This window comes from Chryseobacterium soli (assembly GCF_000737705.1).
GTDB lineage: Bacteria > Bacteroidota > Bacteroidia > Flavobacteriales > Weeksellaceae > Chryseobacterium > Chryseobacterium soli.
Genome location: NZ_JPRH01000001.1, coordinates 359,275 through 385,025, shown reverse-complemented (window position 1 = coordinate 385,025; position 25,751 = coordinate 359,275). Strand labels below are relative to the sequence as shown.

Genomic DNA, 25,751 nt, shown 5'->3' with positions numbered 1-25,751 from the left:
AAAATGAACAGAAAAAAAATTATTGTCCCGTTAGTTCTTCTAGTTGCAATTGCCTGCTACTTTGTATTTTTTCATAAAGATAAAACGTTACAATTTATCCCTGAAAATGCAGATGCAGTGGCTTTGGTAGATGTGAAAAAGCTAACGAGACAATATATTTCCAGCTTTATCAACCATCCTTCCCAATGGTTTGATGGAAAAAAAACAGATAAAGAGGGGAGTTCTGTATGGGATGCCGGGGTGAAAATACCGGATTTTCTGCAGATTTTCCACCTCAAAAATACCGGTTTCTACCATTGGTATACGGTCATAGAACTTGATGATCATCAGAAATTCTTATCATTTTTAAAGAAACAGAAATTCATAAACAAAGGCGAAAACCTGTTTCAAAAAGATCATATTTCTCTTAGCATACAAGGTGATCATTGCATTGTAGGAACTTCTGAGCAGGATCTAGCTAGCGTACATCATCTGCTTTTACAGTCTTCTGCAAAAAAGAAGTATAATGCCGATCAGTTTATCGAAGGGACCACAGGAAGTATTTCCTTCATTTCGGGACAAAAGATTCAGAATTTTTCAGTTGAGCTAAAAGATGATGAAGTTGAAATAAAAAACATCTCAAAAACAGAAACTTTCAATGCTCTTCTTACTAAAGTACAGCAGAAAGCCCGGTTTTTAGAAATAGAACTGGATGCTGAAAATGTGAAAAAATTGACTTTCTTTTTCAATAAAAGTACGGGTGATATACCTGAAGTTGCTCATTATAAAGCAAGTGCTGAACTGGAGCAGGTGAATGATACCATTGTAACCTACGGATACGATGATAATTTCAATGAAATTGAAAAAAAGACTTTTCAGAAAATTACCCAGCCTAAATATATGATCAGCCTTCAGAGTCCAAACCTTGAAAAGACCTGGGAATATTTCCAAAATAAAAAGTGGATCAATTCACAGAATCAGTTCACTATCATTCCTTTCCAGCCCAATTCGATCTATAAAAATAAAGAGGGAATTGTCATAGAATCTACAGAAAATCCGATACAACTATCTCCAGACTTACGGGAGAACTATATTTTCATTAAAAATGATGCTTTGCTGTCATCATCTGCCAGCTTTATCAATAAAGGAATTCTCTCTACTATTGACTATATTTTTTATGGTAATAAAGCAGAAGATTATTATATCAGATTACAAGGAAAGAAAGGAAAATTACCCTTAATTTTACGGTGGTAAATAAAGTATTTTATTCCTAAATAATTAATTATTGATGAGCTTTTCAGAAATCGCATTACTCAGACAATGCACTCATTACTTCCTGCATTTGGTATTTCCTGTTTTTATTGCATTGGTTTTTTATCGTAAAAACTGGGTAAAAGTATATCTTATGTTGCTGGCAACGATGCTGGTAGATCTTGATCATTTATGGGCAAATCCTGTTTTCGATCCGAACAGAGCAAGTGTGGGTTTTCATTTTTTACATTCATATTATGCCATTGCGGTGTATTTTTTGATGTTGTTTTTTAAAGGAAATAGTAGAATTATTGGCATCGGACTTTTACTTCATATGCTGACCGATTTTCAAGACTATAATTTCTGGTACCATTAAAATATTATTAATATTTTCTTTTGATATTTCAAAACCCATAGATTTTTTGTATTTTACAGTCACTTATGAGATTAAAAGAATTTTTGCATTATACGTATATTTTCCCCGTTCTGGCAGTAGTGTATTACTTTTCCGGATTAATAGGAAATGGAGTTGTTTATGATATTATTGCAGGCCTTTTGCTCACAGGGAGTGTTTTATCCGCAGTGCACCATGCAGAGGTGGTGGCACACAAAGTAGGAGAGCCTTTCGGAACAATTATTCTGGCCCTGTGTATTACCATCATTGAAGTGGCATTAATTATCTCACTCATGGTTGCTGGAGGCGATCAGGCCATTACGCTGGCCAGAGACACTGTTTTTGCTGCGGTAATGATCATTCTTAACGGAATTATAGGAATCTGTATTTTAATTGGAGGAGTGAAATATTATGAGCAATTCTTCGCAAGAACTTCCGCAACAACCTATCTCGTAAGTATCGTTTCTATTTTAATACTCACTCTGGTACTTCCCAATTTTACCTCAAGTGTTAACGGACCTTTTTATAATACAGCACAGCTTATTTTTGTTTCCATCGCGTGCCTTGTCATTTACGGAGTCTTTCTGATGGTTCAGACGGTAAGGCACAGAAACTACTTTATCATTACAGACGAGGATTCTGATTCCCATTATATTCCTACAAAGATGGCGACGATTATCAGTTTTATTTTTCTGGTCATCTGTCTTGTTATTGTAGTATTAATGGCAAAAGGGCTTTCCGGCACGATTGAAGATATGGTACGAAGCGTTGGTGCTCCAAAATCTTTGGTAGGAGTTATTATTGCAGCGGTGGTGCTGCTTCCGGAAGGGGTAGCGGCGATAAGAGCAGCAAGAAGCAATCAGATACAATCGAGTTTAAATCTGGCCTTGGGATCTGCTTTAGCAAGTATTGGACTTACGATTCCGGCGGTATCTATCGTTTGTATTATGTATGATATTCCTTTTGTGCTTGGATTGGATAAAAAAGATATCATCCTTCTTTCTTTATCTGTATTTATCGTAATGCTTTCCTTAAGCCGTGGCAAGACCAATATTCTTTACGGAACAGTGCTTCTGGTGAATCTCGCAGCGTATATTTTTACAGTAATTGTTCCTTAGGATTTTCTAGCCATTTCCATTTTGAAAGCCATTAATTTGGCGATATTTTCGGATTTATAAATTGCGGTGTCTGCATTTTCACCTGTGAAATGCTCTTCTATTGTTTTTCGCCACAGCTCAAGCCATTTGTCAAAGTGTCTTTTTTCCATAGCCTGAATTTCATTGATGGGAAAGTGGACGGCCATAGGATTTCCCTTGTAGCTCATCTGCCCAAAAAGAATAGACTCCCAAAACGAATACATTTTCGGAAGATGTTTATCCCAGTCAACCTTGGCGATATCACTGAAGAAAAAGCCAATAGTTTCATCCTGAGTTACTTTTGTATAAAATGAATTAACGAGATGTTCAATATCTTCTCTTGATTCCAGTTTTTTCATATTTCAAATGTAGTGTAAAATCAATTTATAAATTCAATCGCAGAGTTGATAAATTTCATGAATACAATATTTTATCTTTGCAGGATTGAAGACGAATAAAAAGGCAGTTCCTCCATTCGTTTTTTTTCAAAGCAATACCAACAAATGATTTAAAAATGGCAAAAGGATTCAGACAAAAAATTCGTCTAAAAAATACAGAAAACAGCGGTTTTGGCAGCAATGCATCCGGCAGATTTATCAATAAAGACGGTCTTCCCAACGTTCAGAGAAGGGGTGTGAATGTTTTTAACAGATTAAGCTGGTACCATACGATGCTGAACCTCTCTACATTCCGTTTTCTTTCCTATCTGGTGATTGCTTATATTCTCATCAATATTGTTTTTGCCATGATCTATTACCTGATCGGGGTAGAGCACCTTACCGGAATAGATAAAAGTGATCCTTTAAATGAATTTATTGATGTTTTTTTCTTCAGCTCACAAACCTTTACGACGGTAGGATACGGACGAATTGCTCCGGTAGGTTTTACGGCAAGTCTTGTCGCTACTTTTGAGGCTTTTTTAGGATTGCTTACCTTTGCCATTGCAACCGGACTTTTCTATGGAAGATTTTCCAGACCGAGAGCGTATTTAAGGTTTTCGGATATTGCAGTGGTAGCTCCTTTTCAGGAGGGGACCGCTTTAATGTTCAGGCTGGCTCCTTATAAGAATAATGCACTTACAGATGCTGATGTGATTCTTTCAACCGCTATTGAAGTAGTTGAAGATGGGGTTGCCAAGAATAATTTTTACAGGCTGGAGACTCATCTCAGTAAGATCAATACACTGGCGCTCAACTGGACGGTAGTTCATAAAATAGACGAGAATTCACCCTTTTACGGCTTTTCTGAAGATGATTTTAAAAATATAAATATTGAGATGATTGTTCAGATACGGGCATTTGATGAAGTTTTTTCGAATACGGTGGTGCAGCGATCTTCCTATGTTTCCCGTGAAATTATCTATGGAGCAAAATTTACTCCGATGTATTATCCAGCTAAAGAGCACCTTACAACCGTCCTGGATTTAGATAAAATAAATGAATATCAAAAAGCAGATCTTCCCGTCAGAGAGGAAGAACAAATATAAATGGATTTAAACTTTTACAAAAAACAGGCTTTATTAAAACAGAAAGAGTACAAAAAATTTCTGGACGGATTAAAGAAAAAACCGCCTAAAAATCTCGATTATATAGTACAGGAAACCCATGACGAGGTTTTTGAGAAAATAGACTGTCTGCAGTGTGCCAATTGCTGTAAAACAACCGGTCCTCTTTGTACAGAGAAAGATATAGAGCGTATTTCCAAGCATCTTCGCATGAAACCTGCCGATTTTGAAGCGAAGTTCCTGCGGGTAGATGAAGATGATGATAAAGTATTACAGAATCTTCCGTGTTTTTTCCTGCTTGACGACAATACCTGCTCCATCTATGAGGTCAGACCGAAAGCCTGCCGCGAATATCCTCATACCGACCGTAAAAAGATCTACCAGATCAACGATCTGATGATGAAGAATACGGTGATATGTCCTGCCGCTTTTGAATTTGTTGAAAAAATGATGAAAAATATAGCAAAATAGAAGATTCTCTAAAATCCTCTTAAATGATTATAAAGTAAGTTAAAGTGCTGATTTCAAGATACTATTTATAAATGATGGGCGTTTAAATTAAACAACCATTTAAAATAGTATAATATGAAAAAGTTAATCTTAACAGCTGCTTTTACATTCGTAGGAATCATTGCGGTATCAGCACAGGCACAGACTCAAAAACCGGCCGAAGGTTCTAAAACAGAAACAATACCAGCCCAGCCAGCAAGCACACCGGCAACGGCAGGTTCAGCAACGCCCGCCACGACAACGACGACTCAAGTTGAACCCGTAACAGCAGAACCTGTTGCAACTCCAGTGACTACTGCGGAAGAAACTAAGACAAAAACAAAATCTAAAGATGTTCCAAAAGAAGAACGGAAGTCAAAACGTAAAGAAAAGTCGAAATAAATAGAGTACAAAGTAGAAAGGAAATCCTGAGACATATGTTTCGGGATTTTTATTTCTATGAAAATCCATGAGCTATATTAGTTCTTTTAGCTCCTGTTATGCTGTATTTACAACCAAAAAAAAGCATTGAATATATCAATGCTTTCTCCTTTCACTTTTTACTTTTTCCCATTTATAATCCCGGGAACAGGCTGTATCAAAAAAGGTCGGGAAAATTCCCGACCTGTATTTATTTTTTAGACAACTCCCTGAGCTAACATTGCTTCAGCAACTTTCACGAAGCCGGCGATATTTGCGCCTTTTACGTAGTTTACATAGCCGTCTTCCTCTTTTCCGTAGTCTCTGCAAGCTTTGTGGATCCCAATCATGATCTCTTTCAGTCTTGCTTCCACCTCTTCAGAAGTCCAGTTCAAACGAATTGAGTTTTGAGTCATTTCTAATCCTGAAGTGGCTACACCACCGGCATTAGAAGCCTTACCAGGAGAGAATAATACTTTGCTGTCTAGGAAATAGTTGATCGCATCTAAAGTTGAAGGCATGTTGGCCGCTTCAGTTACACATAAACATCCGTTTTCAACAAGTAATTTAGCATCCTGTAAGTCAAGTTCATTTTGAGTAGCAGATGGAATCGCTACGTCACACTTTACTTCCCAAGGACGTTTTCCAGCATGGAATACTGCAGATGGATACTTTTTAGCATAATCTTCAGCTCTGTTGTTTCCTGAAGATCTAAGTTCTAATAAGTAATCTACTTTATCACCATCGATACCGTCTTTATCATACACGTATCCGTCTGGTCCGGAAATGGTAACTACTTTGCCTCCCAGTTCAGTTATTTTTTTGATAACTCCCCAGGCTACGTTACCGAAACCTGAAACCGTTACCGTTTTATCTTTGAATGTCTGTCCGATTGTTTTAAGCATTTGCTCAGCAAAGTAAACAACACCATATCCTGTAGCTTCAGGACGGATTAATGAACCTCCGTAAGCAAGACCTTTACCGGTAAGAACTCCTGTAAATTCGTTTCTGATTTTTTTGTACTGTCCGAAAAGGTACCCGATCTCTCTTGCACCTACACCGATATCCCCAGCAGGAACATCCGTTTCAGGACCAATGTGCTTGCACAGTTCTGTCATGAAAGCCTGGCAGAAACGCATTACTTCCATATCAGATTTTCCTTGCGGATCAAAATCTGAACCTCCTTTACCACCACCCATTGGAAGAGTCGTCAGAGAGTTTTTAAACACTTGCTCAAAAGCCAAAAACTTAAGAACAGAAAGGTTTACCGTAGGATGGAAACGAATTCCTCCTTTGTAAGGTCCGATCGCAGAGTTCATCTGAATTCTGAAACCTCTATTTACCTGGATCTCTCCTTTGTCATCAACCCATGGAACTCTGAAGATAATGATTCTTTCAGCTTCAGCCATTCTTTCAAGCAGCTTCATTCCTGTATATTCCTTTTTGGTCATAATAAACGGAATTACAGTGACAGCAACTTCTTTTACAGCTTGTAAAAATTCTGGCTCATTAGGATTTTTTGCTTCAATCTTTGCAATAAACTCCTGGATCTTCTGGTCAATATTATATTGTTCCATATAGTAAGGTTGAATATTATTGTCAACAAATTTAATTTTTTTTTCAAGATTCACAATACCTTATTTAAAGATTGTTAAAAATTTAATAATAATGTTTCGAATTTTTATTAAATTGATAATTTGTGTGTAATTTTTGTTAAAAATTAAATGTTATGTCTGAAATAATGTAATATTAAGAAATCGTTAAATATCAAATTGCCAAAAATTGTCTCCCGGAAAGCGATTTCACTTTCCCCAAAAGCTCCAATTCTAAAATTACAGGTAAAATTTTATATGAAGCGAGTGAAATTTTTTCCGCCAAATCGTCTAAAGAAATTTGTGGATTGTCTCTTATGGATTGATGTATTAGTTTTTGATTTTCAGAGAGTTGTATGGTTGTTTCGTGATAAGGAAACAGCTCTTCTATTTTCTCTTTAGGTTTATGAAATCCCAAAGAATCGATTAGGTTTTTTACAGACGAAATGGCCGCCGCTTTGTTCTGAAAAATCAGGTGATTACATCCCTGGCTGTAAGAATCTGTTATCTTTCCAGGGAGGGCAAAAACGTCCCGGTTGTAGTGATTGGCAAAAGCTGCCGTGCTTATTGATCCACCTCCAAAAGCTGTTTCTACAACAATCGTCGCAGGAGAAATTCCCGCCACAATTCTATTTCTTTGAATGAAATTTTCTCTGTCCGGTTTTCTTGCTGAATTGAATTCCGTGAGTAAAGCACCTCCTTCCTGTAGTATTTTTTCAGATAATTTTCTGTTTTTTGCCGGGTACAGCGTATGAAAGCCGTGGGCTAAAACAGCAACTGTAGGAACTTTATAATGAAGAGATTGTTCATGGGCTTCTTTGTCAATGCCTAAAGCTAGTCCGCTGACTGATAAATAATTAAAGGATTGAGTTTCCTCAAAGAAATCATGGATAAACTGTTTACCGTAAGGCGTTATATTCCTGGTTCCTACAATACTTATTTTTTGACGATGGTCATCAAAGGAACCTTTTTGATACAGAATAGCGGGAGCATCATCGCATTCATTAAGCAGTTGAGGAATTTCGCCAAGATGTCTGAGTTTAATTTGGATGCTATTCTTTTCACAGAACTGAAGTTCTTTTTCTGCAAATTTCAGGTGTTCTGTATTACCAATCTCAGAAACGGTTTTTCTACCTATTCCATCCAGTCTGCTGTATTCTTTTTTTGCTTTTTCCCAGGTTTCTTTTGCGCTTCCAAAAGTCTGCACAAGTTTATGGAAATTGATGTCGCCGATAAAGCTGCATTCGCGCAGTGCAATTGCATAGAGATATTCTTCGGAAATCATGTGTGTTTTTTTCAAATGTAGTAAAATAAGTTTATTTCCGCCTTAATTCTTCCAAATGATCCCAGATATCGTCACGCTTTTTATAAGGCAGCTCCAGGAAGTCATCGGGATGATTTTCTTTGTATTCCTGCCACAGCTTGTCATCTTTTTCGTTATAATAATTAGGAAATTCCCAGATGTATTTTTTCTTTTTCTCTCCTACATTTTTAAACGCAAAAGCTATAATACTCCCTACTACAGCACCTGAAAGATGCGCTTGCCATGAGATTTTGCTGGGCTCCTGAAGATTGTAAAACAATTCTTCCGGGAACATTCCCCAGATCAAACTTCCATAATAGAGGACGACAAGCAGAGATATCGTTAAAAGTTTTGTATTCCACTTGAATACGCCACTGAAAAAAAGGAAAAACGCCAGAACATAAACAACTCCACTTGCACCGATTGTGCAGGTGTACATGTATTCGCCAGTAACAATGTCTATAGGTGGCAAAAGCCAAACTAGTAAACCTGTAGCCAGCCAGCCACTGATAAATACCTTATTGGCCACTAAAGGATAAAATTGGTAGAGGAGGAACATCAATACAGCGATCGGAATTGAATTCCCTATAATATGGTCCAGATTTCCATGTAAAAGGGGAGAAGTTATAATTCCAAGCAGGCCTTCCGGAAGTAAGGGAATGATGGCGCCAAAACAGCTGATGAAAAATCCCTGCGTTTGCAAAAAGTAGCCAAACCACATGGCGGCAAGCATTACCAGTGGGTATATAATAGCTCTGTTGGAAATTACATTTTTAAACATGAAGGTTTTACGTCAAATCAAAAGCCAATGATAAATTTCGGAAATTTTGGCGATGATTTATACAATTCGGATGGATTTTAAGACAAAAGGTAAGGTTTTAGGCCATTGGCTATGCAATATAATCTGTTCAAAGTGACTGTTTATAAATGGTTTATTATCAGTTTTTTATAATGGTAGCCATGCTTTTTTAAAGTTCTTTATCTGTGAAATTTTCGCTCAACAAAAAATATATTAATACTTTTGTAGTGAAAATCATTTAAAATAATGAAAAAGTTTTTATTGATTCTTTCCTTTTCTATAGGAATTTATGCAAATGCTCAAGAAGAAGTTAAGAATGATTCTGTAAAAATAGATACGATCAGGTACTGGTCAGTTTTAGGCAAAAATACGTTAATGATCAATCAGGCTGCTTTCTCCAATTGGGTAGGAGGCGGAGCCAATAATATAGGTTGGCTTGCAGGAGCAAACTATAATATTACCTATGAAAAAGATAAAGATCTTTGGGAAAATATTATTATTTTAAATTACGGACAAAACAATACACAAGGTATTGGAACTAGGAAAACTCAGGATGTTCTTAATGTTTCTACCAATTATGGAAGGCAGTTTTCAAAAAGCTGGTATTTATCTGGAGGCGCAAGTTTACTGACCCAGTTTGCTGCAGGATATGAGGATGGAAACAATCCGGGGGCAAAGAAAATTTCTAACTTTATGGCACCTGGTTATCTTAACTTTGGTTTGGGTATTACTTACAGGCCCAATGATGATCTTACAGTTACTTTACGTCCTGCCAATGCCAGATGGACTCTGGTTCTTGACCCGGATCTTCAGTTTGCAGGAAGTTATGGTTTAAAACAGGATGGTGATTCTTCGTTATTGCAATTCGGTTTTCTCGGCACAGCATTGTATAAGGTGAAGCTGATGCAAGATATTTATTTAACCAATACCGCTTCTGTATTTTCAAATTATCTGGATCATCCGGACAGGCTTGTATTAGCCTACGGTGCACTTTTGAATATGAAAGTAAATAAATTTATTTCTACCAATATTACTTTAGATGTGCTGTATGATCACAACCAGATTCAAAAAACTCAGCTGAAGCAAACTTTAGGAGTTGGTTTTGCCTACACCCTTAGTAATGGGGTAAAACGTTCCGAGAGAAAAGACAGTCAATGGTGGATTAAAAAATAAAAAAATACACTTTACAAATGGGCGGGCTTTCAAATTTGAAAGCCCGCCCATTTTATTGCTTTAGATAATGTGCAGAGATAAGTTGTTTACGTTTCTATATTTAATTTTTATAATCTTAATGCATTAAATAATAGTTTCATATTTCAGTTTTGTGTGATTTGTTTTTCGTGAGGAATTATATTTATACATTTGTAATGAAAATCGTTAAATATGAAAAAACTTTTATTAGCCGCTTCCTTTTCTCTAGGGGTAAGTGCTGTTGCTCAAGAAGCTAAAACCGATGCCCCTGTGGCGGATACCGTAAAGGCATGGTCGATCCAGGGACAAAACACATTAATGCTTAATCAGGCTGCTTTTTCAAACTGGGTTGGCGGGGGAGCCAATAATGTTGGGTGGCTCGCAGGAGTCAATTACAATATGACGTACGAGAAAGGTAAAGATCTCTGGGAAAACATCGTTATTCTGGGCTACGGACAAAATAATACAAAAGGTACAGGAACAAGAAAAACACAGGATGTAATTAATCTTTCTACAAACTATGGAAGAGAATTTGCACAGCACTGGTATCTTTCCGGAGGTGCAAGCCTGCAGACTCAGTTTGCAGCCGGATATGAAGACGGGAATAATCCTGATGCCCGTAAAATTTCAAATTTTATGGCTCCCGGGTACGTTAATGTTGGGGTAGGGGTGACTTACCGTCCCAATGACAATTTTACAATGACCCTGCGTCCTGCTAACGCAAGAATAACTTTTGTATCAGATAAAGACCTGCAATATGCCGGAAGCTACGGGCTGAAGAAAGATGGCGATACTTCATTGTTTCAGTTTGGTTTCTTAGGAACGGCAATGTATAAAGTGAAGCTTATGGAGAATATTAACTTGACGAATACGGGTTCTGTATTTTCAAATTATTTGGATCATCCTGACAGATTAGTACTTGCTTATGGTGCTGTTTTAAATATGAAGATCAATAAATATATTTCTTCCAATATTACTTTGGATCTGATGTATGATCATAATCAAATTCAGAAAACACAGCTTAAACAGACTTTAGGAGTGGGATTTGGATATAATTTTGATAACGGAAGAAAACGTTCCGACAAAAAAGACAATCAATCCTGGATGAAATAATCCAACAGGTATAAAAGTAAAAAAGCACCTCCGTCGAGGTGCTTTTTATGTATCAATTTATTGTTAGAACTCTATGTCTACTTCCAGTTTTTCTGCTAAAAGCTTTGATATTTTCTCTTTCAAAGGTTCAATGTCGATATTCTGCATGGCATCATTCGCAAATGCATATAACAGTAAAGCCTGAGCTTCTTTTTTAGAAATACCTCTTGCTCTTAAATAGAACAGGGCGTCTTTATTCAACTGACCTACCGTACAGCCGTGAGAACACTTCACATCATCTGCAAAGATCTCTAACTGAGGTTTGGTATCAATCGTTGCTCCTTCGCTTAATAAAACGTTGTTATTTTGCTGATACGCATTTGTTTTCTGTGCGATTCTGTCAACGAAGACTTTTCCGTTGAATACACCATGTGCATTATCTTTAAAGATCCCTTTATAATTCTGGTAACTTTCACAGTGAGGCTGGTTGTGGTGAACCGCCGTATGATGGTCTACCAGCTGGTCTTTTCCAATAATGGTAATTCCATTCATGAATGAATTGATATTCTGTCCATTATGAATAAAATCCAGATTATTTCTTACCAGCTTACCTCCGAAGGTGAACGTATTCACAGTGGTTAAACTGTCTTTTTCCTGTCTTGCAAAAGTACTGTCTATCAGATAAGAAGTGTCATTATCATTCTGAACTTTATGCCAGTCTGCTTTAGCATTAGGATATGTGAAGATCTCTGTTACTGAATTGGTCAGTACAAAAGTATCATCAAAATTATGATGACTTTCAATGATTTCCACTTTTGCTCCTTCTTCTACGATCAATAAGTTTCTAGTGTTGTAGAACGTATTTTCCTCCTGATTTTGAGAAATATAAAAAACGTGGATTGGTTTTTCAATCACTACATTTTTTGGGACTTTCAAAAAGAACCCATACTTGCAGTACGCAAGGTTTAGATTAGTAAAAGCAGTGTCTTTGGAAGCAATTGTATTAAAATACTTATCAAAAACCTCTTTGTGCTTCTCATCATTCAACGCATAATTGAAAGAAAGAAACTCTACATTTTCAATAGAAACTTTTGATAATTCTTTATGAAGCTTACCATTTACAAAAACGATCCAGTCAAAATTCTCTTCTCCCAAATGAAGAAGATCCAATTGCTCTTTCGTAATATTATGACTTTCTTTCGGGAAAAAGTTGTAGCTTTTTTCCGTGATTTCCTTTAGGTTGGTATATTTATATTCTTCGTCTTTTTTTGTAGGAAAACCAAGGTTTTCAAATGTATGAAGAGCAGCCTGTCTGTCCTCGTCTAAAAATCTGTGACGAAGGCTCTCCAGAAATTTACTATGGTTGTCTGTAATTTGTTCGTATAACGCCATTACTGATATTTCGGCCATCACCTTTTTTAATATATTTAAAATAAAACTGTTGTCAATATGTTACGGTTTTCCCGTTTCATTCGTTGTCATCCCGGAAAACATACAATAGGTTGTTCCCAAAATGCTCTAGCGTTCAATATTAGTTAAGAAGCCAGTCGTAGCCTTTGCTTTCCAATTCCAAAGCAAGCGATTTGTCACCAGTTTTAATTATTTTACCGTTGGCTAAAACGTGAACAAAATCCGGCTGGATATAATTAAGAAGTCTTTGATAGTGAGTAATCAAAAGAACTGCATTTCCTTCATTCTTAAATTGGTTTACCCCGTCAGCCACAATTCTTAAAGCATCGATATCTAATCCTGAATCTGTTTCATCAAGAATCGCCAATTTAGGATTAAGCATCATCATCTGGAAAATTTCATTTCTCTTCTTTTCACCTCCGGAAAATCCCTCGTTTAGAGATCTTGAAAGGAAATCTTTCTTGATGCCAAGCTTTTCAGACTTTTCACGGATCATAGCAAGCATTTCTTTTGCCGGCATTTCAGAAAGTCCGTTTGCTTTTCTGTTTTCGTTTAAAGCAGCTTTTATAAAGTTCGTTACAGAAACACCGGGAATTTCTACCGGATATTGGAAAGAAAGGAAAATTCCTTTGTGTGCTCTATCTTCAGGAGCATCTTCAATGATGTTTTCTCCCTGGAAAATAATTTCTCCGTCTGTAACTTCGTAGTCTTCCTTTCCTGCAATTACAGAAGAAAGAGTAGATTTACCAGCACCGTTAGGTCCCATGATCGCATGAACTTCACCTGGCTTTATTTCTAGATTAATACCTTTTAATATTTCTGCGCCGTCTTCAATTTTGGCGTGTAGATTTTTTATATTTAACATAAGTTTTAATATGACATTTGGTAATAGGTAATTGAATAATCACTTCTTACCGCTTATTCTTGATTTATTTTTATTATCCAACAGAACCTTCCAGAGAAATTTCCAGTAATTTTTGGGCTTCAATTGCGAATTCCATTGGTAGTTTGTTCAGAACTTCTTTGCTGAAACCATTCACAATCAGTGCAATTGCTCTTTCCGTATCAATTCCTCTCTGGTTACAGTAGAAGATTTGATCTTCTCCGATTTTTGAAGTGGTTGCTTCGTGTTCTAATTGCGCTGTTGGATCTTTAATTTCAATATAAGGGAATGTATGGGCACCACACTCATTACCCATCAGTAAAGAGTCACATTGAGAAAAGTTTCTGGCTCCTTTTGCTGAAGGCATTACTTTTACCAATCCTCTGTATGAGTTTTGTGATTTTCCTGCTGAAATACCTTTTGAAATAATGGTTGATCTCGTATTTTTTCCAATATGGATCATTTTCGTTCCGGTATCTGCATATTGGTGATTATTCGTCACAGCAATAGAGTAGAACTCTCCGATAGAATTGTCCCCTTTCAATATACAAGACGGATATTTCCAGGTTACTGCAGAACCGGTTTCAACCTGGGTCCAGGATATTTTTGCATTTCTTTCGCAAATTCCTCTTTTGGTTACAAAGTTGAAAACACCTCCTTTTCCTTCTTCATTTCCGGGATACCAGTTTTGAACGGTAGAATATTTGATTTCAGCATCATCTAAAGCAATAAGCTCTACAACAGCAGCATGAAGCTGGTTTTCATCTCTTGATGGAGCTGTACAGCCCTCAAGATAAGATACGTAACTTCCCTCATCAGCAATAACCAGAGTTCTTTCAAACTGACCTGTTCCGGCTTGGTTAATACGGAAATAAGTAGATAATTCCATTGGGCATCTTACTCCTTTAGGAATATAGCAGAAACTTCCGTCAGAAAATACTGCGGAATTTAGTGCGGCGTAAAAATTATCACCTCTTGGAACTACTTTTCCAAGATATTTCTTCACCAGGTCAGGGTGATTTTTAATGGCTTCTGAAATGGAACAGAAAATAATTCCTTTTTCCATCAAAGTATCCTGGAACGTTGTTTTCACAGAAACAGAATCGATAACGATATCTACTGCTACCCCTGAAAGTCTTTTTTGTTCCTCGATATTGATACCAAGTTTTGCAAACGTTTTTAGTAATTCCGGATCTACCTCATCCAGACTTGCCAGTTCAGGATTTGATTTCGGTGCTGCATAATAACGGATTCCCTGAAAATTCGGTTTTTCATACTTGATATTTGCCCAAGTAGGTTCTTCCATTTTCAGCCAGATCTTGAAAGATTCCAAACGCCAGTCTGTCATCCATTGCGGCTCTTCTTTTTTAGCAGAAATAGCACGAATAACATCTTCATTTAATCCAATGGGGAAATCTTCATAATCGATCTTCGTTTCCCAACCGAATTCGTATTTTTTATTTTCTAGATCAACTCTTAAGTCGTCTTCAGTATATTTACTCATTGTTTTTTTTTAGATTTCAGAACATAGTCTGAGTCTGATATTATCTACTGTCTTTCCTTATAAAGAAAAACTCTCTCCACAACCACATGTTCTGGATGCATTAGGATTGTTGAATACAAATCCTTTTCCGTTTAAACCTCCTGAATATTCAAGAGTGGTACCCGCTAAATAGAGGATCGACTTTTTATCTATAATAATTTTGATATTATTGTCTTCAAAAACTTGATCTGTATCTGTTTTCTGGTTGTCAAACTTTAAAACATATTCTAATCCAGAACATCCTCCGCTTTTTACCCCAACTCTTATATAATCTTCAGTAGGGTTGAAGCCATCCTCTGTCATCAATTGGATCGCTTTTTCCTTTGCGTAATCTGAAACTTTTATCATTGTATTTATTTAGAATGATTTAATCATGCAAAAATACGAACTAATTTCCGCAATCTCAAATTGAAGATATCTATTTTAATGATTCCGTTCTTATTAAGATCATTATAAATATGATTGGTACTGTTAAAATTATATAAATTTTCTATTGTCAATCTGAAGAATCTGTTTTTGATTTAACTTTGAACCGGATTTTATATCTATAAAAGAAATAATTATGAAAAAGAAACTCCTCGTTTTTTTTGGGTTGTTTTTATTAACGATGTCCTATGGACAGACGGTAAGATACATTTATGAAACTTTAGTCAATCCGGATTCAATCAATCTGGTAAGCATGAAAAGTGAAAGAACATTTTTGGATGTTAAAGAAAACCGCTCTTTATTTATCAGTGAACACAAGCTGATTAAAGATTCTTTATTCACCACAATGAAAATGGATGAAAAAGAAGAGAACAAAAAAGAAAAAAAAGATTTTTCCAAGCTTGGCATAGGAAAACATGCTGAGCCTACTTTTTTTGACTATTACATTACCAAAAATATTCCTGATCATAAGGTATATTATTATGATAGAGTAGCCGGGAAGCAAATTTATTATCAGGAAGACAGGCCTATACAATGGGATATTCTGAATGATACGGGGCAGCAAAACGGATATCCTGCTCAGAAAGCGGTTGCCAATTTTGGAGGAAGAGTCTGGACGGCATGGTTTACCAAACAGATTGCTGTTTCGGACGGACCCTATAAATTTTCCGGATTACCGGGTCTGATCGTGAAATTAGAAGACGATAAAGGAGATTATAAATTCGATCTTGTTAAAAAAGTGATGTTGAAAAATGCTTTTGAAGAGCCTGTTTCTTCTGATGCAAGACAAAGTACAAGAGTTAATTTCCACAGTGATAAAGCTGCAATGGAACTGGAATTTTTGAAAAATAAAAGACTTCAGGCAGGAGGTGGTGATGGACGGACGCAGAACTTTGCAGGCGGAGGTGGAAAACATGGCGGCGGAATGGGCGGCATGAGAGGTGGCGGAATGGGCGGCGGCGGCCATTCAGGCGGTGGCGGAATGTCACACAGAGGAATGGAAGATAATTCTGCTTCCATTTCAAATACCGGTACAGAAAATCTTCCTTTTAAAAGCGGCATAAGCCAAAACCCAATTGAATTAAAATAAATTAAAAATGAAAAAAATAGGCATCATTGCTTTAGCGCTGTTTATACAGAATGTTTTTGCGCAGACCAACCGGTTTGTGTATCAAGTTACGATGAAACCAGACGCTGAAAATAAAAATGATATTAAAACAGAACATGCATATTTAGATATTTCAGCAGAAAAATCCCTGTTTTATTCTGAAAACAGAGCGAAAAGAGATTCTACTTTACAGAAAGCCTTTCAGGGCGGAGGCGGAAGAGGCTCAATTAATAGAGAGCAGCTGGAAGGATTTAGGACCAATATCAACTATTCTGTTGAAAAAGATAAATCCAGTCAGAAAGTATATTATAAAGACAGAATAGGAAGAGATATTTACGTTTACGAAGAGGATCGCCCTTTGAATTGGAAGATGTCTTCCGAAACTTCTAAGATAGGAGAATATAAGGTTCAAAAAGCAACCACCGATTTTGGAGGAAGAAAATGGACAGCTTGGTTTACAACAGATCTGCCTTATCAGGACGGACCTTATAAGTTTAGTGGACTTCCCGGGCTTATTGTTAAAGTTGAAGATGATAAAGGTGAATATTCTTTCGACCTGATGAAGAATTATAAAATTGCTGAAATTCCTACTTTAAATCAGTTTGGAAACACCCTGAAAGTTAAGAGAACAGATTACCTGAAGCAACAACAAAAATATAAGACCGATCCGATATCATTTATGCAAAATGGAGGTGGTGGCTTTCCTGCTCCACCGAGAGCAGGTGGCGGTGGCGGCAACCAAAATCCTGCGGATATGAGAAAAAGAATGGAAGAGAGGGTAAAAGAAGAAGCTAAGAAAAACAGCAACCCGATAGAACTGCAATAAAACAAAATCCCTGAAGAATAACTTCAGGGATTTTTATTTTTAAAAAGAGATTATTTTAAAAGCTGGTTGAAGGTATCACCCTGCTTAATGTCTCCGGTATTATAGCCTTTCATAAACCATTCTTTACGTTGTGCAGAAGATCCATGCGTAAAGCTTTCCTGATTTACATATCCCTGAGATTTTTTCTGGATATTGTCATCCCCAACGGCCTGTGCGGCATCAATGGCAGACTGCAAATCCCCGGGCTGTAAAATATGTTCCTTATCATCTGTGTTTTTTGCCCAGACACCGGCATAAAAATCAGCCTGTAATTCTGTAGCGACAGATACTCTGTTTAGGTCGGCTTCAGAATAGCGTCCGCTTCTTCTCAGCGCATCTACTTTTTGAGTGGTTCCTAATAAGGTCTGTACGTGATGACCCATTTCATGTGCTAAAACATAAGCCACTGTAAATTCCGTCACTTTGGCTCCAAACTTTTCCTGAAGTTCATTAAAAAAGCTCATATCCATATACACCTTTTGGTCTGCCGGGCAGTAGAAAGGTCCCATTGCCGACTCGGCAGGTCCACATTCTGAAGTGGTATTATTTTCAAATAACACGACTGTAGCCGGAGTATATTGCATTCCGTTAGCTGTAAAAATAGATGTCCATGTCTGTTCATTTTCAGCGGTGAGCATTTTTATAAATTCCCGGATATGAAGTTCTTCAGGGGTTAATGTTCTCTGTTCAGTCTTTGCAGGTGCATTTCCACCGCCAGAAGAAAGTAAAGAAGAAGGATCGCCGCCTAAAAAGAAAACTATAGCAGCAATAATTAATGTTCCCAATCCGCCTCCTACAATCATACCTCCACCTCCTCCGGTGCCTCGGCGGTCATCAACATTATCACTTCTGTCGTCTGTCCATCTCATAGTATTTTTTTTGTGTAGGTAAATTTATAAAATAAATGTTTACCACCACTAAAATGTTATGACTGGAATATCTTTATCCGGATAATTATTAAAATCCTGAAGAACTTTTTGTATGATTTCATTTGTTTTGTTATAGCTTGTATCCCTTGCTCCGCCGAATTCATAGGTAAAACTGTCTCCAAAATCATTTTTGAAATTAATGCGATGAGAAGCAGGATCTTTAATAAAATCACCAATATTTTTCATCAGTTTATCTTTTTTTATATTTTCTTTATTTTCTGTTAATAGCAGTGAATCAGTTAATTTTTTGATTTCAATAGCTTCGAAACTGTAATCTCCATCTATAGATTCCGCTTTTATCACTAAACCTGGAAGTCCTGAAAAAATATAAGGCCCATCATTGATTGGGATATCAGGGGTATATAAAATATGCCACTTTCTCTGCCCAAAGTCGGTGAAGGCTTCATTGGCGGTATATTCCTTAAAGGGGCCATACTTTTTAAGGTCATAATATCTTGGATTTTTTTCTTTGTACCAATACTTGAACTGGTTAAAAGTAACTCCTATTGTACTGTAATCTTTAGATAGACTTTTAGACACCTGTAATCTTAATAAAGAGCTGTTAATCGTATAAACTGCTTTAAAGTTATTTATTCTTACCAGAGAATCTATTTTTTCTTTATTTACATTATAGAAAATACTTTGCCCTTTAATAATTTTTAAGACCATATATTCTTTGACCAGCGAATCACTTTCTTTTTTTGGCTTAAACTTTACTTCGTAGGTAACCTGATAGTTTTGTGTAAAAAAACTTGATGACCAAAAGGCGAAGGATAGAATGACAGTTTTTAATAAAATCTCTTTACTGATCATTAAATTTTTCATTTAAAATTTTTTTATAGTATTCTTTTTCAGGACTATTGATGTGATTGAGATATCCGTATTTGTTAGAAAAATAATATTTCTGACATGTCTTAGGGAGAAACTGATTGATGTTATCTCTTTCTGTTGTTGTATGTTCGATGATAGGATAAGTGGGCAGCTTTTTCTCTAATAGGTTATTATATCGGGCTAAATTTTCAAGAACGCTGTATTGGTAAAAAGTAACACATCTGTATTGGGGAAGATCAACTTCAATATATTTTTTGAAATAATTAAGAGCCTGTCCGGAAAAATTTTTATCATTCTGGCTGTCAATGGCAGAGAAAACGGTCATTAGCCAATTGTATTTGATGTAGTTTTTCATTTTTTTGGTGGCATAAGAATCATTTTCAGTGGGTAAAATACTAGTTTGCTTGATATTTCTTAGAATATTTATCAATAGCAACTCTGAATATTTAGCTAATTCTCCAAGATTTTTATTTTTTATCGCTTTTACATAATCATTGGATTTTCCATAGGTATCAGCGTTTAAATTTCCATTGATGTACTCATAGACTGAGGCCCGGTTACCAGCGTAATGTAGTTTATAGGCCTTTTCTAAAGTTATGGTGAGCTTTTCTGTTGGTTCCAGGAATAAATAAATGGATCTGTCTATTTCTTTAAGCATTAAGATGTCTGTTACATCTGCCAGTTCTTTTTTTTCATGATCCTGAATATTAATCTCCTTATCACCATTTTTAATGGTAACAGAGGTATTCGTATTGTTGATAAAGGTAACTTTCTGAGCACTTACCGCTGAGAAATAAAATAAGAGGATACAGAATATCCTCTTATTAGAAAATGAATACTTCATATGGTAAAGTATAATATTTTAAAGTGTTTACTTAACATCCTCCTTTTCTATAACATACACATGTTTTGAAACATGTCTCTGCATCAGGTGAGATTGTATCTATTGGAGGTAATCCAGAATCACCAGGACTACAATGACAATTTAACTCTGCTCCTCCTTTCACTGATTTTAATTCACTTCTTGAAATTTTTCTAAGATTTTTCATAATAATTTTGGTTAAAGTTTTATCTTTTCAAAAGTAATAAAAAAAATCATACAATGGTGACTTTTATAAAGCCTTTATTATCAGATAAAAACTATCGGTTCAGCTGCTTTGTTTTCAGCCAATAAGAAGTCGATTGATAGGCAGAAATAGTTTCATTAATTAACTGTTCGTTATTGTTTTTCAGCAATTTCTCATCGTATTTGTATTTGAATTCAGGAGCCAGATCGCTTTGTTCTGCGGTTAATGAGTATTGTTTTACTTTTTTTACCGGAGAAATGATGGTCATGTAGCCGTCTTTTACAAATCCCAAATCCTGGTAAGTAGCAATATAGGCTTTAGGCTGGAATTCTTTTTTGAAAACGTCCTGGCCTAAAAATTTAGACTGATAACTGAAATTAAGCAATCCAAACAAAGTCGGCATAAGATCAATCTGCGACATCAGTTTGTCAAATTTTTGAGGTTGGATGTACCCTTCAGAGAATATCATAGCCGGAATTCTGTATTTCTCCATCGGAAGTTCTGTTTTTCCGGCACTTGATGCACAGTGGTCAGCAATAATCACGAAAACGGTATTCTTGTACCAGTCTTGTTTTTTAGCCATTTCAAAAAACAGTCGCAGAGAATAATCGGTGTATTTTACGCCTCCTTCACGGGATTTTGCAGTCCCAGGGATATCAATTCTTCCGTCAGGATACGTAAAAGGTCGGTGGTTGGAAACTGTCATCCAGTGATTAAAGAACGGTTTCCCGGATTTCGCCTCCGAATTCATCACCTGAATGGCTTTTCTCGCCATATCTTCATCCGCCACTCCCCAAACATTGGCGAATGTGATTTCTTCAGGTTTGAAGTTATTTCGGTCTACAATATCATAGCCGTTTCCTCCAAAAAAATCTGACATATTATCGAAATAGCTATACCCGCCGTATAAAAATTTCACATCGTAACCTTTGGATTTAAAAACGCTGCCTGTTGTGAATTTATTTTTATTATCATCTCTTTTAATAATACTTTCTCCGGCAGTCGGAGGGATACAAAGTGTCAAAGCTTCCAGTCCTCTTACCGTTCTGTTTCCGGTTGCATAAAGGTTTGTAAACATCAATGACTGATTCGCCAGACTGTCTAAGAAAGGAGTGATCTTTTGTGTGTTCCCGTAATGTTCCATGAAGTCTGCAGAAAGGCTCTCAATAGAGATTAGCACTACATTCTTCTTAAGTTCTGGCTGTTCAGCAGTAATTGTTCTTTTTAACGTATGTTCCGGAAACTGGCTTAAAAAATTCTTTTCCGCCTCTCTTTGGTCGATTTGGGAATAAAACTGGAAATAATCCAATTCATTATGGGTAAATGCCCAGTAGAATTTTGGAAGACCATTATTTTCAATTTCGTCTGCAAAAACATTTTCAGATTTGATCTTCATTAAAGATGATACCGCCCATACACTGATCAATGAAAGCACAATAAAAGATCCCAGTAAGACCATTTTTTGTTTAAAATTGGGTAATTCCAGTAATTCGTTTTTCGTCTTTTTAAATATAAACCATGTAATCGCCAGGGTAACGATCAATATTGCTGAAAATAACGGAATTACAGGATAGCTTTCCATTACATTTCCAATGACTTCATTGGTGTAAATAAGATAATCTACCGCAATGAAATTATAACGTACTCCGAATTCATTGTAAAAGAAATATTCACTCACCGCATTGAAGATAATCAGCAAAACATAGAGCAGTAATGTGATGAAATATAATACGTTCCGTATTTTGATCCTTTGGTTGGGAAGAAACAGCATAAGAGCAAAGAAAAGTGCCTTGATTCCTACAAAGGTAAGGGCTACTTCTGATATAGATCCGCCATACTGCTTGAAAATATTGTTGGGAACCAGCCAGATATACAGGAAAAAGAGGACAAGAATCCCCAGAATGATATATCCATACGGCTTTTTGTATTTTGAGTTGGAGAGAAATAAAAAGTATATCGCCAAAATTGAACTGGCAAGGACGAATACAAAAGCATCATTCAGAAAGCCTATTGAAAGAACTTTAATGACTTCGAAAACGCTGAAACTTGCTGTAGTAATGGGATGAAAAAAGAATATTACTCTTATGACTAAAGAAATAATAAGGTAAAAAATCCCTAAATACAGGAATGGTTTTATTTTTTGAGGATACATCTGGATGGTATATTAACTTTCACAAAGATAGTTTTTGTGTGCTATTTTTTAACAAAAAAAATGTAAACCTGCTGCCTGAAGGAAATTTTATGACAGAATTAATATTCGTTTAGGGTTTTTAATAGGGTTGAAAGAATTCCAATATATAAAGTATAGAGGGTATACAAAATAAAAAAGGACTATTTAAAAATAGTCCTGTATGGTATCAATAAATAAATTATTAAGAATGTCCGAAGCCGATATTGCCTTTCTTCTCGGATAAATTCTTTTTAAAATTAATCATATGTAAAGCCGTTACGGCAGCTTCTACTCCTTTATTTCCTAAATCGCCGCCACTTCTCGCTATAGACTGTTCTTTAGTATCATCTGTTAAAACACAGAAAATGGTAGGAGTATCGGTCAGAATATTGCAATCTTTGATTCCCTGTGCTACTGCAGAACATACGAAATCAAAATGTGGAGTTTCCCCTCTGATAACACATCCTATTGCAATGACAGCGTCATATTTTCTTTCCTTGCAAAGCTGCATACTCGCATAGTTGAGTTCAAAAGCTCCCGGCACCGGAAAAAGTTTTATATTTTCAGATTTTACGCCTTCTTTCTCAAGGATTTCCAAGGCTGCATCACGAAGATTGTACGTTACAAAATCATTCCACTCAGAAAAAACAATGCCGATAGAAAAATCTTCGGCATTGGTTATATGAAGTGGCTTGTAATCGGAAAGATTAACTGTTGCCATTTTTTAGTAATATTTAGTCATTTCAATATAAGAATCAGACATTCCGTTGTCGTAGTCCTGATATTTCTCGTCAATTACAGAGAAGTATTTTTTAGCGTCAGCATTCTTTTTTAATCCTAAAGCTACAATACCTGCTTTTCTTGTAAAATAGTAAGTGGTGTAAGGATCATCAGATGCAGAAGATGCTTTGTCTAACAATGATAAGGCTTCATCATTTTTGTTAAGACCTGACTGAGCATCTGCCATTGCGCCATATTTCATTGCCATCAATGTTTTGTTGTCAGACGAAAACTTATCAAGAAGATCATACGCTTCCTGGTATTTTCCTTCTTTAAATTTCAGTATACCCGCATTATAAGCAGACAGTTTACCTACATTGGTATTAGAGTATTCGTTATAGGTTCCTATAAAACCTGGATTTGCAGCAGATTTTCCTCCCAATGCTTCTTTATCTTTCCCTTCGGCAAGATTTTTTTGTGCAGCAAGGAAACTTTTTACAGCTTCAATGTTTTTAGGCGCTACAACGAATTGTTTGTAAGCAAAGAAACCTAAAACACCCAACACCAAAACTCCAAATGCAATACTTAGAGGTTTTGAATATTTTTCAAGAAATCTCTCAGTGTTTAAAGCCTCTCTATCAAGGTCTTTAAAGAACTCAACCGTTTCTTTACCTTCTTGCTCGTTTTGAGCATTCTTTCCCAATTTTGCCATAAATTCTTAAAAATTGAATTGCAAATTTAATTGTTTCTGAATGATTTACAAAATACTTTGCGAGTATTATTGCGTAAATCTTGTGAATTATAAATTGTTTATCCGTGAAAATACTTTGACAGGACCTGCATGTATTGTTAATAATTCAGGATATGGTAGATTTCAGCATCGAATTTTTTAAGCTTTTCATCTCCTTTGAGATCTGTTAAGCCAATCAGGAAGCTGAACTGAGCCACTTTTGCACCTTGTTTTTCGACAAGTTTTGCGGCTGCTTCTGTCGTTCCTCCTGTTGCCAGCAGATCGTCATGAATTAATACCCGCTGTCCTTTTTTGATCTGTCCTTCGCGTGTCTCTATTTCTGCACTTCCATATTCCAGGTCATATTTTTCTGAAACGGTAGCTGGTGGAAGTTTTCCTTTTTTCCTGATTAAGATGAAAGGAACTTCTAATGCAACTGCAATGGCAATACCAAAAAGGTACCCGCGGCTTTCTATACCACAGACAGCATCTACTTTTCCTTTACTGAAAGCGACCAGGTCTTCGATCACAGCTTCGTAAAGTTTAGGATTCAAAAAAATAGGAGAGATATCTTTGAACTGTATCCCCGGGATTGGAAAATCCGGAACATTTTCAATGGTTTCCTCTAATTTTCTGATGAGTTCTTGTGACGCCATTATGGGTTTATTTTATAACTGGAAATTTTCCAGTCTCCGTTTACATTTTTAAGTCCGAAAGTTACTTTCAGAGAAGTTGTTTTTCCGCTTTTATCGGTAACATCGTAGGTAGCATTAACGCTTGCGCTTGTGTTATTGGATGCGTTGGATGAAATGTTTTTTACACTTACATTTTTTACAGAGCCAAAACCGGAAGTTGCGCTTGCAAAAGATTCATAGCTTCCCCAGCTTGGGTTGCTTGATGCATCAAATGCTGCTTTAAGATTTTGAGAACCTACATTACTTAAAAACTTGTTTACTGTATTTTTTGGGTCTGCTACAGGCTGTTTTGGTGCAGCTGGAGGAGGAGTTGCGGCATTAGGATCTGTTGGAGTAGTAGGCGTAACTGTAGGATTATTAGGGTCTACAACTGCACTTGGATCCTGGTTTATTGCAGTTGAATCCGTTTTTGGAGGAGCTGGAACTTTCAATGCAGAAGGATTTACATCCAATCCGATTTTAGACATTTTGAATGTTTTTGCCGTTGTTTTTACAGAAACGGTGATGTCAATTTTATTATCCACTACTTTTGAAGCAAGGATAGACGAGAATTTTAGATTAAAACCTTTAAAGTTATTATCCTGCATCAGGTTTTTAGCGGTAGATATTCTTACTCCGTTACTGAAAACCTCCAATGTTGCTTCCAGTCCGGCACCGGTAAATGAAATAGGATTTCCTGCATTGTCTACTAATCTAGGAATAATCTGGATGGCAGTAGCTCCGTTTCCGTCATCGGCAGTAGGTCTTGTGATAATGCTTAAAGAAGCAGCTTTTACATCATTGGGATCACTTTCTTTGGCTTTATCATCTCCAAAGATGTTCATTTCTCCTAATGACGGTGGCGATGTGCTTGCCCATTCTATTCCGTTTTTTTGAGCCACTTCGTCTGCGAGTGCTAAAATTTCGGGAACCTTTTTTCCGTCGATGAGTTTGCCAAGAGCTTTCAGTTCATTAACATCGCCGTCTGCTTCCACTCCAAATGTTTTAAGGATATAGAGTGCTTCATTAAACTTAATCTGTTTAATGGTCGTAAGACTGGAAGTCATGTCGTTGATACTTGACTGTAACGTTTTAGTAGTTGTCGCATCTACATGGTCTTTTTTGCATGCAGTAAAAAGCAACAAACTGAAAACTAGTAGAAAAGAAAACTTTTTCATTTTTATCTGTTTGCTACAAATTTAGTAAAACCTTTATTAATGAAGAGTTTTTATTTTTACTTTGTCT

At 36.3% G+C, this 25,751-nt stretch carries 27 protein-coding genes; 10 read left to right on the top strand and 17 right to left on the bottom strand.

All coding sequences use genetic code 11. The features are described 5' to 3' along the window. The first annotated feature begins 3 nt into the window (after positions 1-3). The 3 genes from IW15_RS01725 (at position 4) to IW15_RS01715 (ending at position 2,742) form a co-directional block, all read left to right on the top strand. Positions 4-1,233 carry a hypothetical protein gene (locus tag IW15_RS01725; protein ID WP_034708795.1) on the top strand — a complete coding sequence of 410 codons (1,230 nt, stop codon included), beginning with the start codon at positions 4-6 and terminating at the stop codon, positions 1,231-1,233. Between the two features lie 34 nt (positions 1,234-1,267). Further along, complete coding sequence (locus IW15_RS01720; protein WP_034708793.1) at positions 1,268-1,606, top strand: DUF6122 family protein; 339 nt, start codon at positions 1,268-1,270, stop codon at positions 1,604-1,606. Positions 1,607-1,671: 65 nt separating this feature from the next. Then, complete coding sequence (locus IW15_RS01715; RefSeq protein WP_034708792.1) at positions 1,672-2,742, top strand: calcium:proton antiporter; 1,071 nt, start codon at positions 1,672-1,674, stop codon at positions 2,740-2,742. Here IW15_RS01715 and IW15_RS01710 read toward each other — a convergent pair. Continuing rightward, positions 2,739-3,119 carry a group III truncated hemoglobin gene (locus IW15_RS01710; RefSeq protein ID WP_034708791.1) on the bottom strand — a complete coding sequence of 127 codons (381 nt, stop codon included), beginning with the start codon at positions 3,117-3,119 and terminating at the stop codon, positions 2,739-2,741. The two genes, IW15_RS01715 and IW15_RS01710, sit on opposite strands and share 4 nt — an antisense overlap. A 155-nt stretch (positions 3,120-3,274) precedes the next feature. Here IW15_RS01710 and IW15_RS01705 point away from each other — a divergent pair, with 155 nt between their 5' ends. The 3 genes from IW15_RS01705 to IW15_RS01695 all read left to right on the top strand — a co-directional run bounded on the left by IW15_RS01705 (position 3,275) and on the right by IW15_RS01695 (position 5,155). Next, positions 3,275-4,246, top strand: coding sequence for an ion channel (locus IW15_RS01705; protein ID WP_034708789.1), 972 nt, complete (start codon positions 3,275-3,277; stop codon positions 4,244-4,246). Next, positions 4,247-4,735: a YkgJ family cysteine cluster protein gene (locus IW15_RS01700; RefSeq protein ID WP_034708787.1), complete on the top strand. Its 489-nt coding sequence runs from the start codon at positions 4,247-4,249 to the stop codon at positions 4,733-4,735. It abuts the gene before it with no gap. 114 nt (positions 4,736-4,849) lie between these two features. Next, positions 4,850-5,155, top strand: coding sequence for a hypothetical protein (locus tag IW15_RS01695; RefSeq protein WP_034708785.1), 306 nt, complete (start codon positions 4,850-4,852; stop codon positions 5,153-5,155). Between the two features lie 236 nt (positions 5,156-5,391). Here the strand turns inward: IW15_RS01695 and gdhA are convergent, their stop codons facing one another. The 3 genes from gdhA to IW15_RS01680 all read right to left on the bottom strand — a co-directional run bounded on the left by gdhA (position 5,392) and on the right by IW15_RS01680 (position 8,849). Continuing rightward, a complete protein-coding gene (gene gdhA, locus IW15_RS01690) occupies positions 5,392-6,750 on the bottom strand; it encodes an NADP-specific glutamate dehydrogenase (RefSeq protein WP_034709803.1) in 1,359 nt (452 codons plus the stop codon). A gap of 190 nt (positions 6,751-6,940) precedes the next feature. After that, on the bottom strand, positions 6,941-8,050 hold the full coding sequence (gene dprA, locus IW15_RS01685; RefSeq protein WP_034708784.1) for a DNA-processing protein DprA: 1,110 nt from the start codon (positions 8,048-8,050) through the stop codon (positions 6,941-6,943). Between the two features lie 31 nt (positions 8,051-8,081). Further along, the gene (locus tag IW15_RS01680) at positions 8,082-8,849 is read right to left on the bottom strand and encodes a rhomboid family intramembrane serine protease (RefSeq protein ID WP_034708783.1); all 768 of its coding nucleotides are present in this window, start codon (positions 8,847-8,849) and stop codon (positions 8,082-8,084) included. 264 nt (positions 8,850-9,113) lie between these two features. On the opposite strand from IW15_RS01680, the gene IW15_RS01675 reads away from it, so the two are divergent. Both IW15_RS01675 and IW15_RS01670 read left to right on the top strand, forming a co-directional pair. Continuing rightward, positions 9,114-10,040 (top strand): DUF3078 domain-containing protein, encoded by a 927-nt coding sequence (locus tag IW15_RS01675; protein WP_034708782.1) that lies wholly within the window; start codon positions 9,114-9,116, stop codon positions 10,038-10,040. 210 nt (positions 10,041-10,250) lie between these two features. Next, positions 10,251-11,171, top strand: coding sequence for a DUF3078 domain-containing protein (locus IW15_RS01670; RefSeq protein WP_034708781.1), 921 nt, complete (start codon positions 10,251-10,253; stop codon positions 11,169-11,171). Positions 11,172-11,234: 63 nt separating this feature from the next. Here the strand turns inward: IW15_RS01670 and sufD are convergent, their stop codons facing one another. From sufD to IW15_RS01650, 4 genes are all read right to left on the bottom strand, one after another. Continuing rightward, positions 11,235-12,542, bottom strand: a complete 1,308-nt coding sequence (gene sufD / locus IW15_RS01665; protein ID WP_034709802.1) for a Fe-S cluster assembly protein SufD — start codon at positions 12,540-12,542, stop codon at positions 11,235-11,237. Between the two features lie 139 nt (positions 12,543-12,681). Next, positions 12,682-13,425: a Fe-S cluster assembly ATPase SufC gene (gene sufC, locus IW15_RS01660; protein ID WP_034708780.1), complete on the bottom strand. Its 744-nt coding sequence runs from the start codon at positions 13,423-13,425 to the stop codon at positions 12,682-12,684. Between the two features lie 73 nt (positions 13,426-13,498). Further along, complete coding sequence (gene sufB, locus IW15_RS01655) at positions 13,499-14,947, bottom strand: Fe-S cluster assembly protein SufB (protein WP_034708779.1); 1,449 nt, start codon at positions 14,945-14,947, stop codon at positions 13,499-13,501. Between the two features lie 57 nt (positions 14,948-15,004). Then, complete coding sequence (locus IW15_RS01650; protein ID WP_034708778.1) at positions 15,005-15,334, bottom strand: HesB/IscA family protein; 330 nt, start codon at positions 15,332-15,334, stop codon at positions 15,005-15,007. Between the two features lie 214 nt (positions 15,335-15,548). Here IW15_RS01650 and IW15_RS21855 point away from each other — a divergent pair, with 214 nt between their 5' ends. Continuing rightward, a complete protein-coding gene (locus IW15_RS21855) occupies positions 15,549-16,502 on the top strand; it encodes a GLPGLI family protein (protein WP_084681349.1) in 954 nt (317 codons plus the stop codon). Positions 16,503-16,509: 7 nt separating this feature from the next. After that, entirely contained in the window at positions 16,510-17,346 is an 837-nt protein-coding gene (locus IW15_RS01640) for a GLPGLI family protein (protein ID WP_034708776.1), read from the top strand. 50 nt (positions 17,347-17,396) lie between these two features. Here the strand turns inward: IW15_RS01640 and ypfJ are convergent, their stop codons facing one another. The 9 genes from ypfJ to IW15_RS01600 form a co-directional block, all read right to left on the bottom strand. Continuing rightward, complete coding sequence (gene ypfJ / locus IW15_RS01635; protein ID WP_034708775.1) at positions 17,397-18,254, bottom strand: KPN_02809 family neutral zinc metallopeptidase; 858 nt, start codon at positions 18,252-18,254, stop codon at positions 17,397-17,399. A gap of 48 nt (positions 18,255-18,302) precedes the next feature. Then, positions 18,303-19,139 carry a GLPGLI family protein gene (locus IW15_RS01630; RefSeq protein WP_034708774.1) on the bottom strand — a complete coding sequence of 279 codons (837 nt, stop codon included), beginning with the start codon at positions 19,137-19,139 and terminating at the stop codon, positions 18,303-18,305. Continuing rightward, entirely contained in the window at positions 19,117-19,989 is an 873-nt protein-coding gene (locus IW15_RS01625) for a hypothetical protein (RefSeq protein ID WP_034708773.1), read from the bottom strand. The genes IW15_RS01630 and IW15_RS01625 overlap by 23 nt, the downstream gene beginning before the upstream one ends. Positions 19,990-20,020: 31 nt before the next feature. After that, positions 20,021-20,194 carry a bacteriocin-like protein gene (locus IW15_RS23245; RefSeq protein ID WP_449389513.1) on the bottom strand — a complete coding sequence of 58 codons (174 nt, stop codon included), beginning with the start codon at positions 20,192-20,194 and terminating at the stop codon, positions 20,021-20,023. Positions 20,195-20,285: 91 nt separating this feature from the next. After that, on the bottom strand, positions 20,286-22,364 hold the full coding sequence (locus tag IW15_RS01620; protein WP_084681348.1) for an LTA synthase family protein: 2,079 nt from the start codon (positions 22,362-22,364) through the stop codon (positions 20,286-20,288). A gap of 220 nt (positions 22,365-22,584) precedes the next feature. Then, positions 22,585-23,103, bottom strand: a complete 519-nt coding sequence (ribH, locus tag IW15_RS01615) for a 6,7-dimethyl-8-ribityllumazine synthase (protein ID WP_034708771.1) — start codon at positions 23,101-23,103, stop codon at positions 22,585-22,587. 3 nt (positions 23,104-23,106) lie between these two features. Then, positions 23,107-23,814: a YfgM family protein gene (locus IW15_RS01610; RefSeq protein ID WP_034708769.1), complete on the bottom strand. Its 708-nt coding sequence runs from the start codon at positions 23,812-23,814 to the stop codon at positions 23,107-23,109. Positions 23,815-23,951: 137 nt separating this feature from the next. Beyond that, positions 23,952-24,488, bottom strand: a complete 537-nt coding sequence (locus IW15_RS01605) for an adenine phosphoribosyltransferase (protein ID WP_034708768.1) — start codon at positions 24,486-24,488, stop codon at positions 23,952-23,954. Next, entirely contained in the window at positions 24,488-25,684 is a 1,197-nt protein-coding gene (locus IW15_RS01600) for an NTF2-like transpeptidase (protein WP_034708767.1), read from the bottom strand. Before IW15_RS01600 ends, IW15_RS01605 begins: the two co-directional genes overlap by 1 nt. Positions 25,685-25,751: the final 67 nt, after the last annotated feature.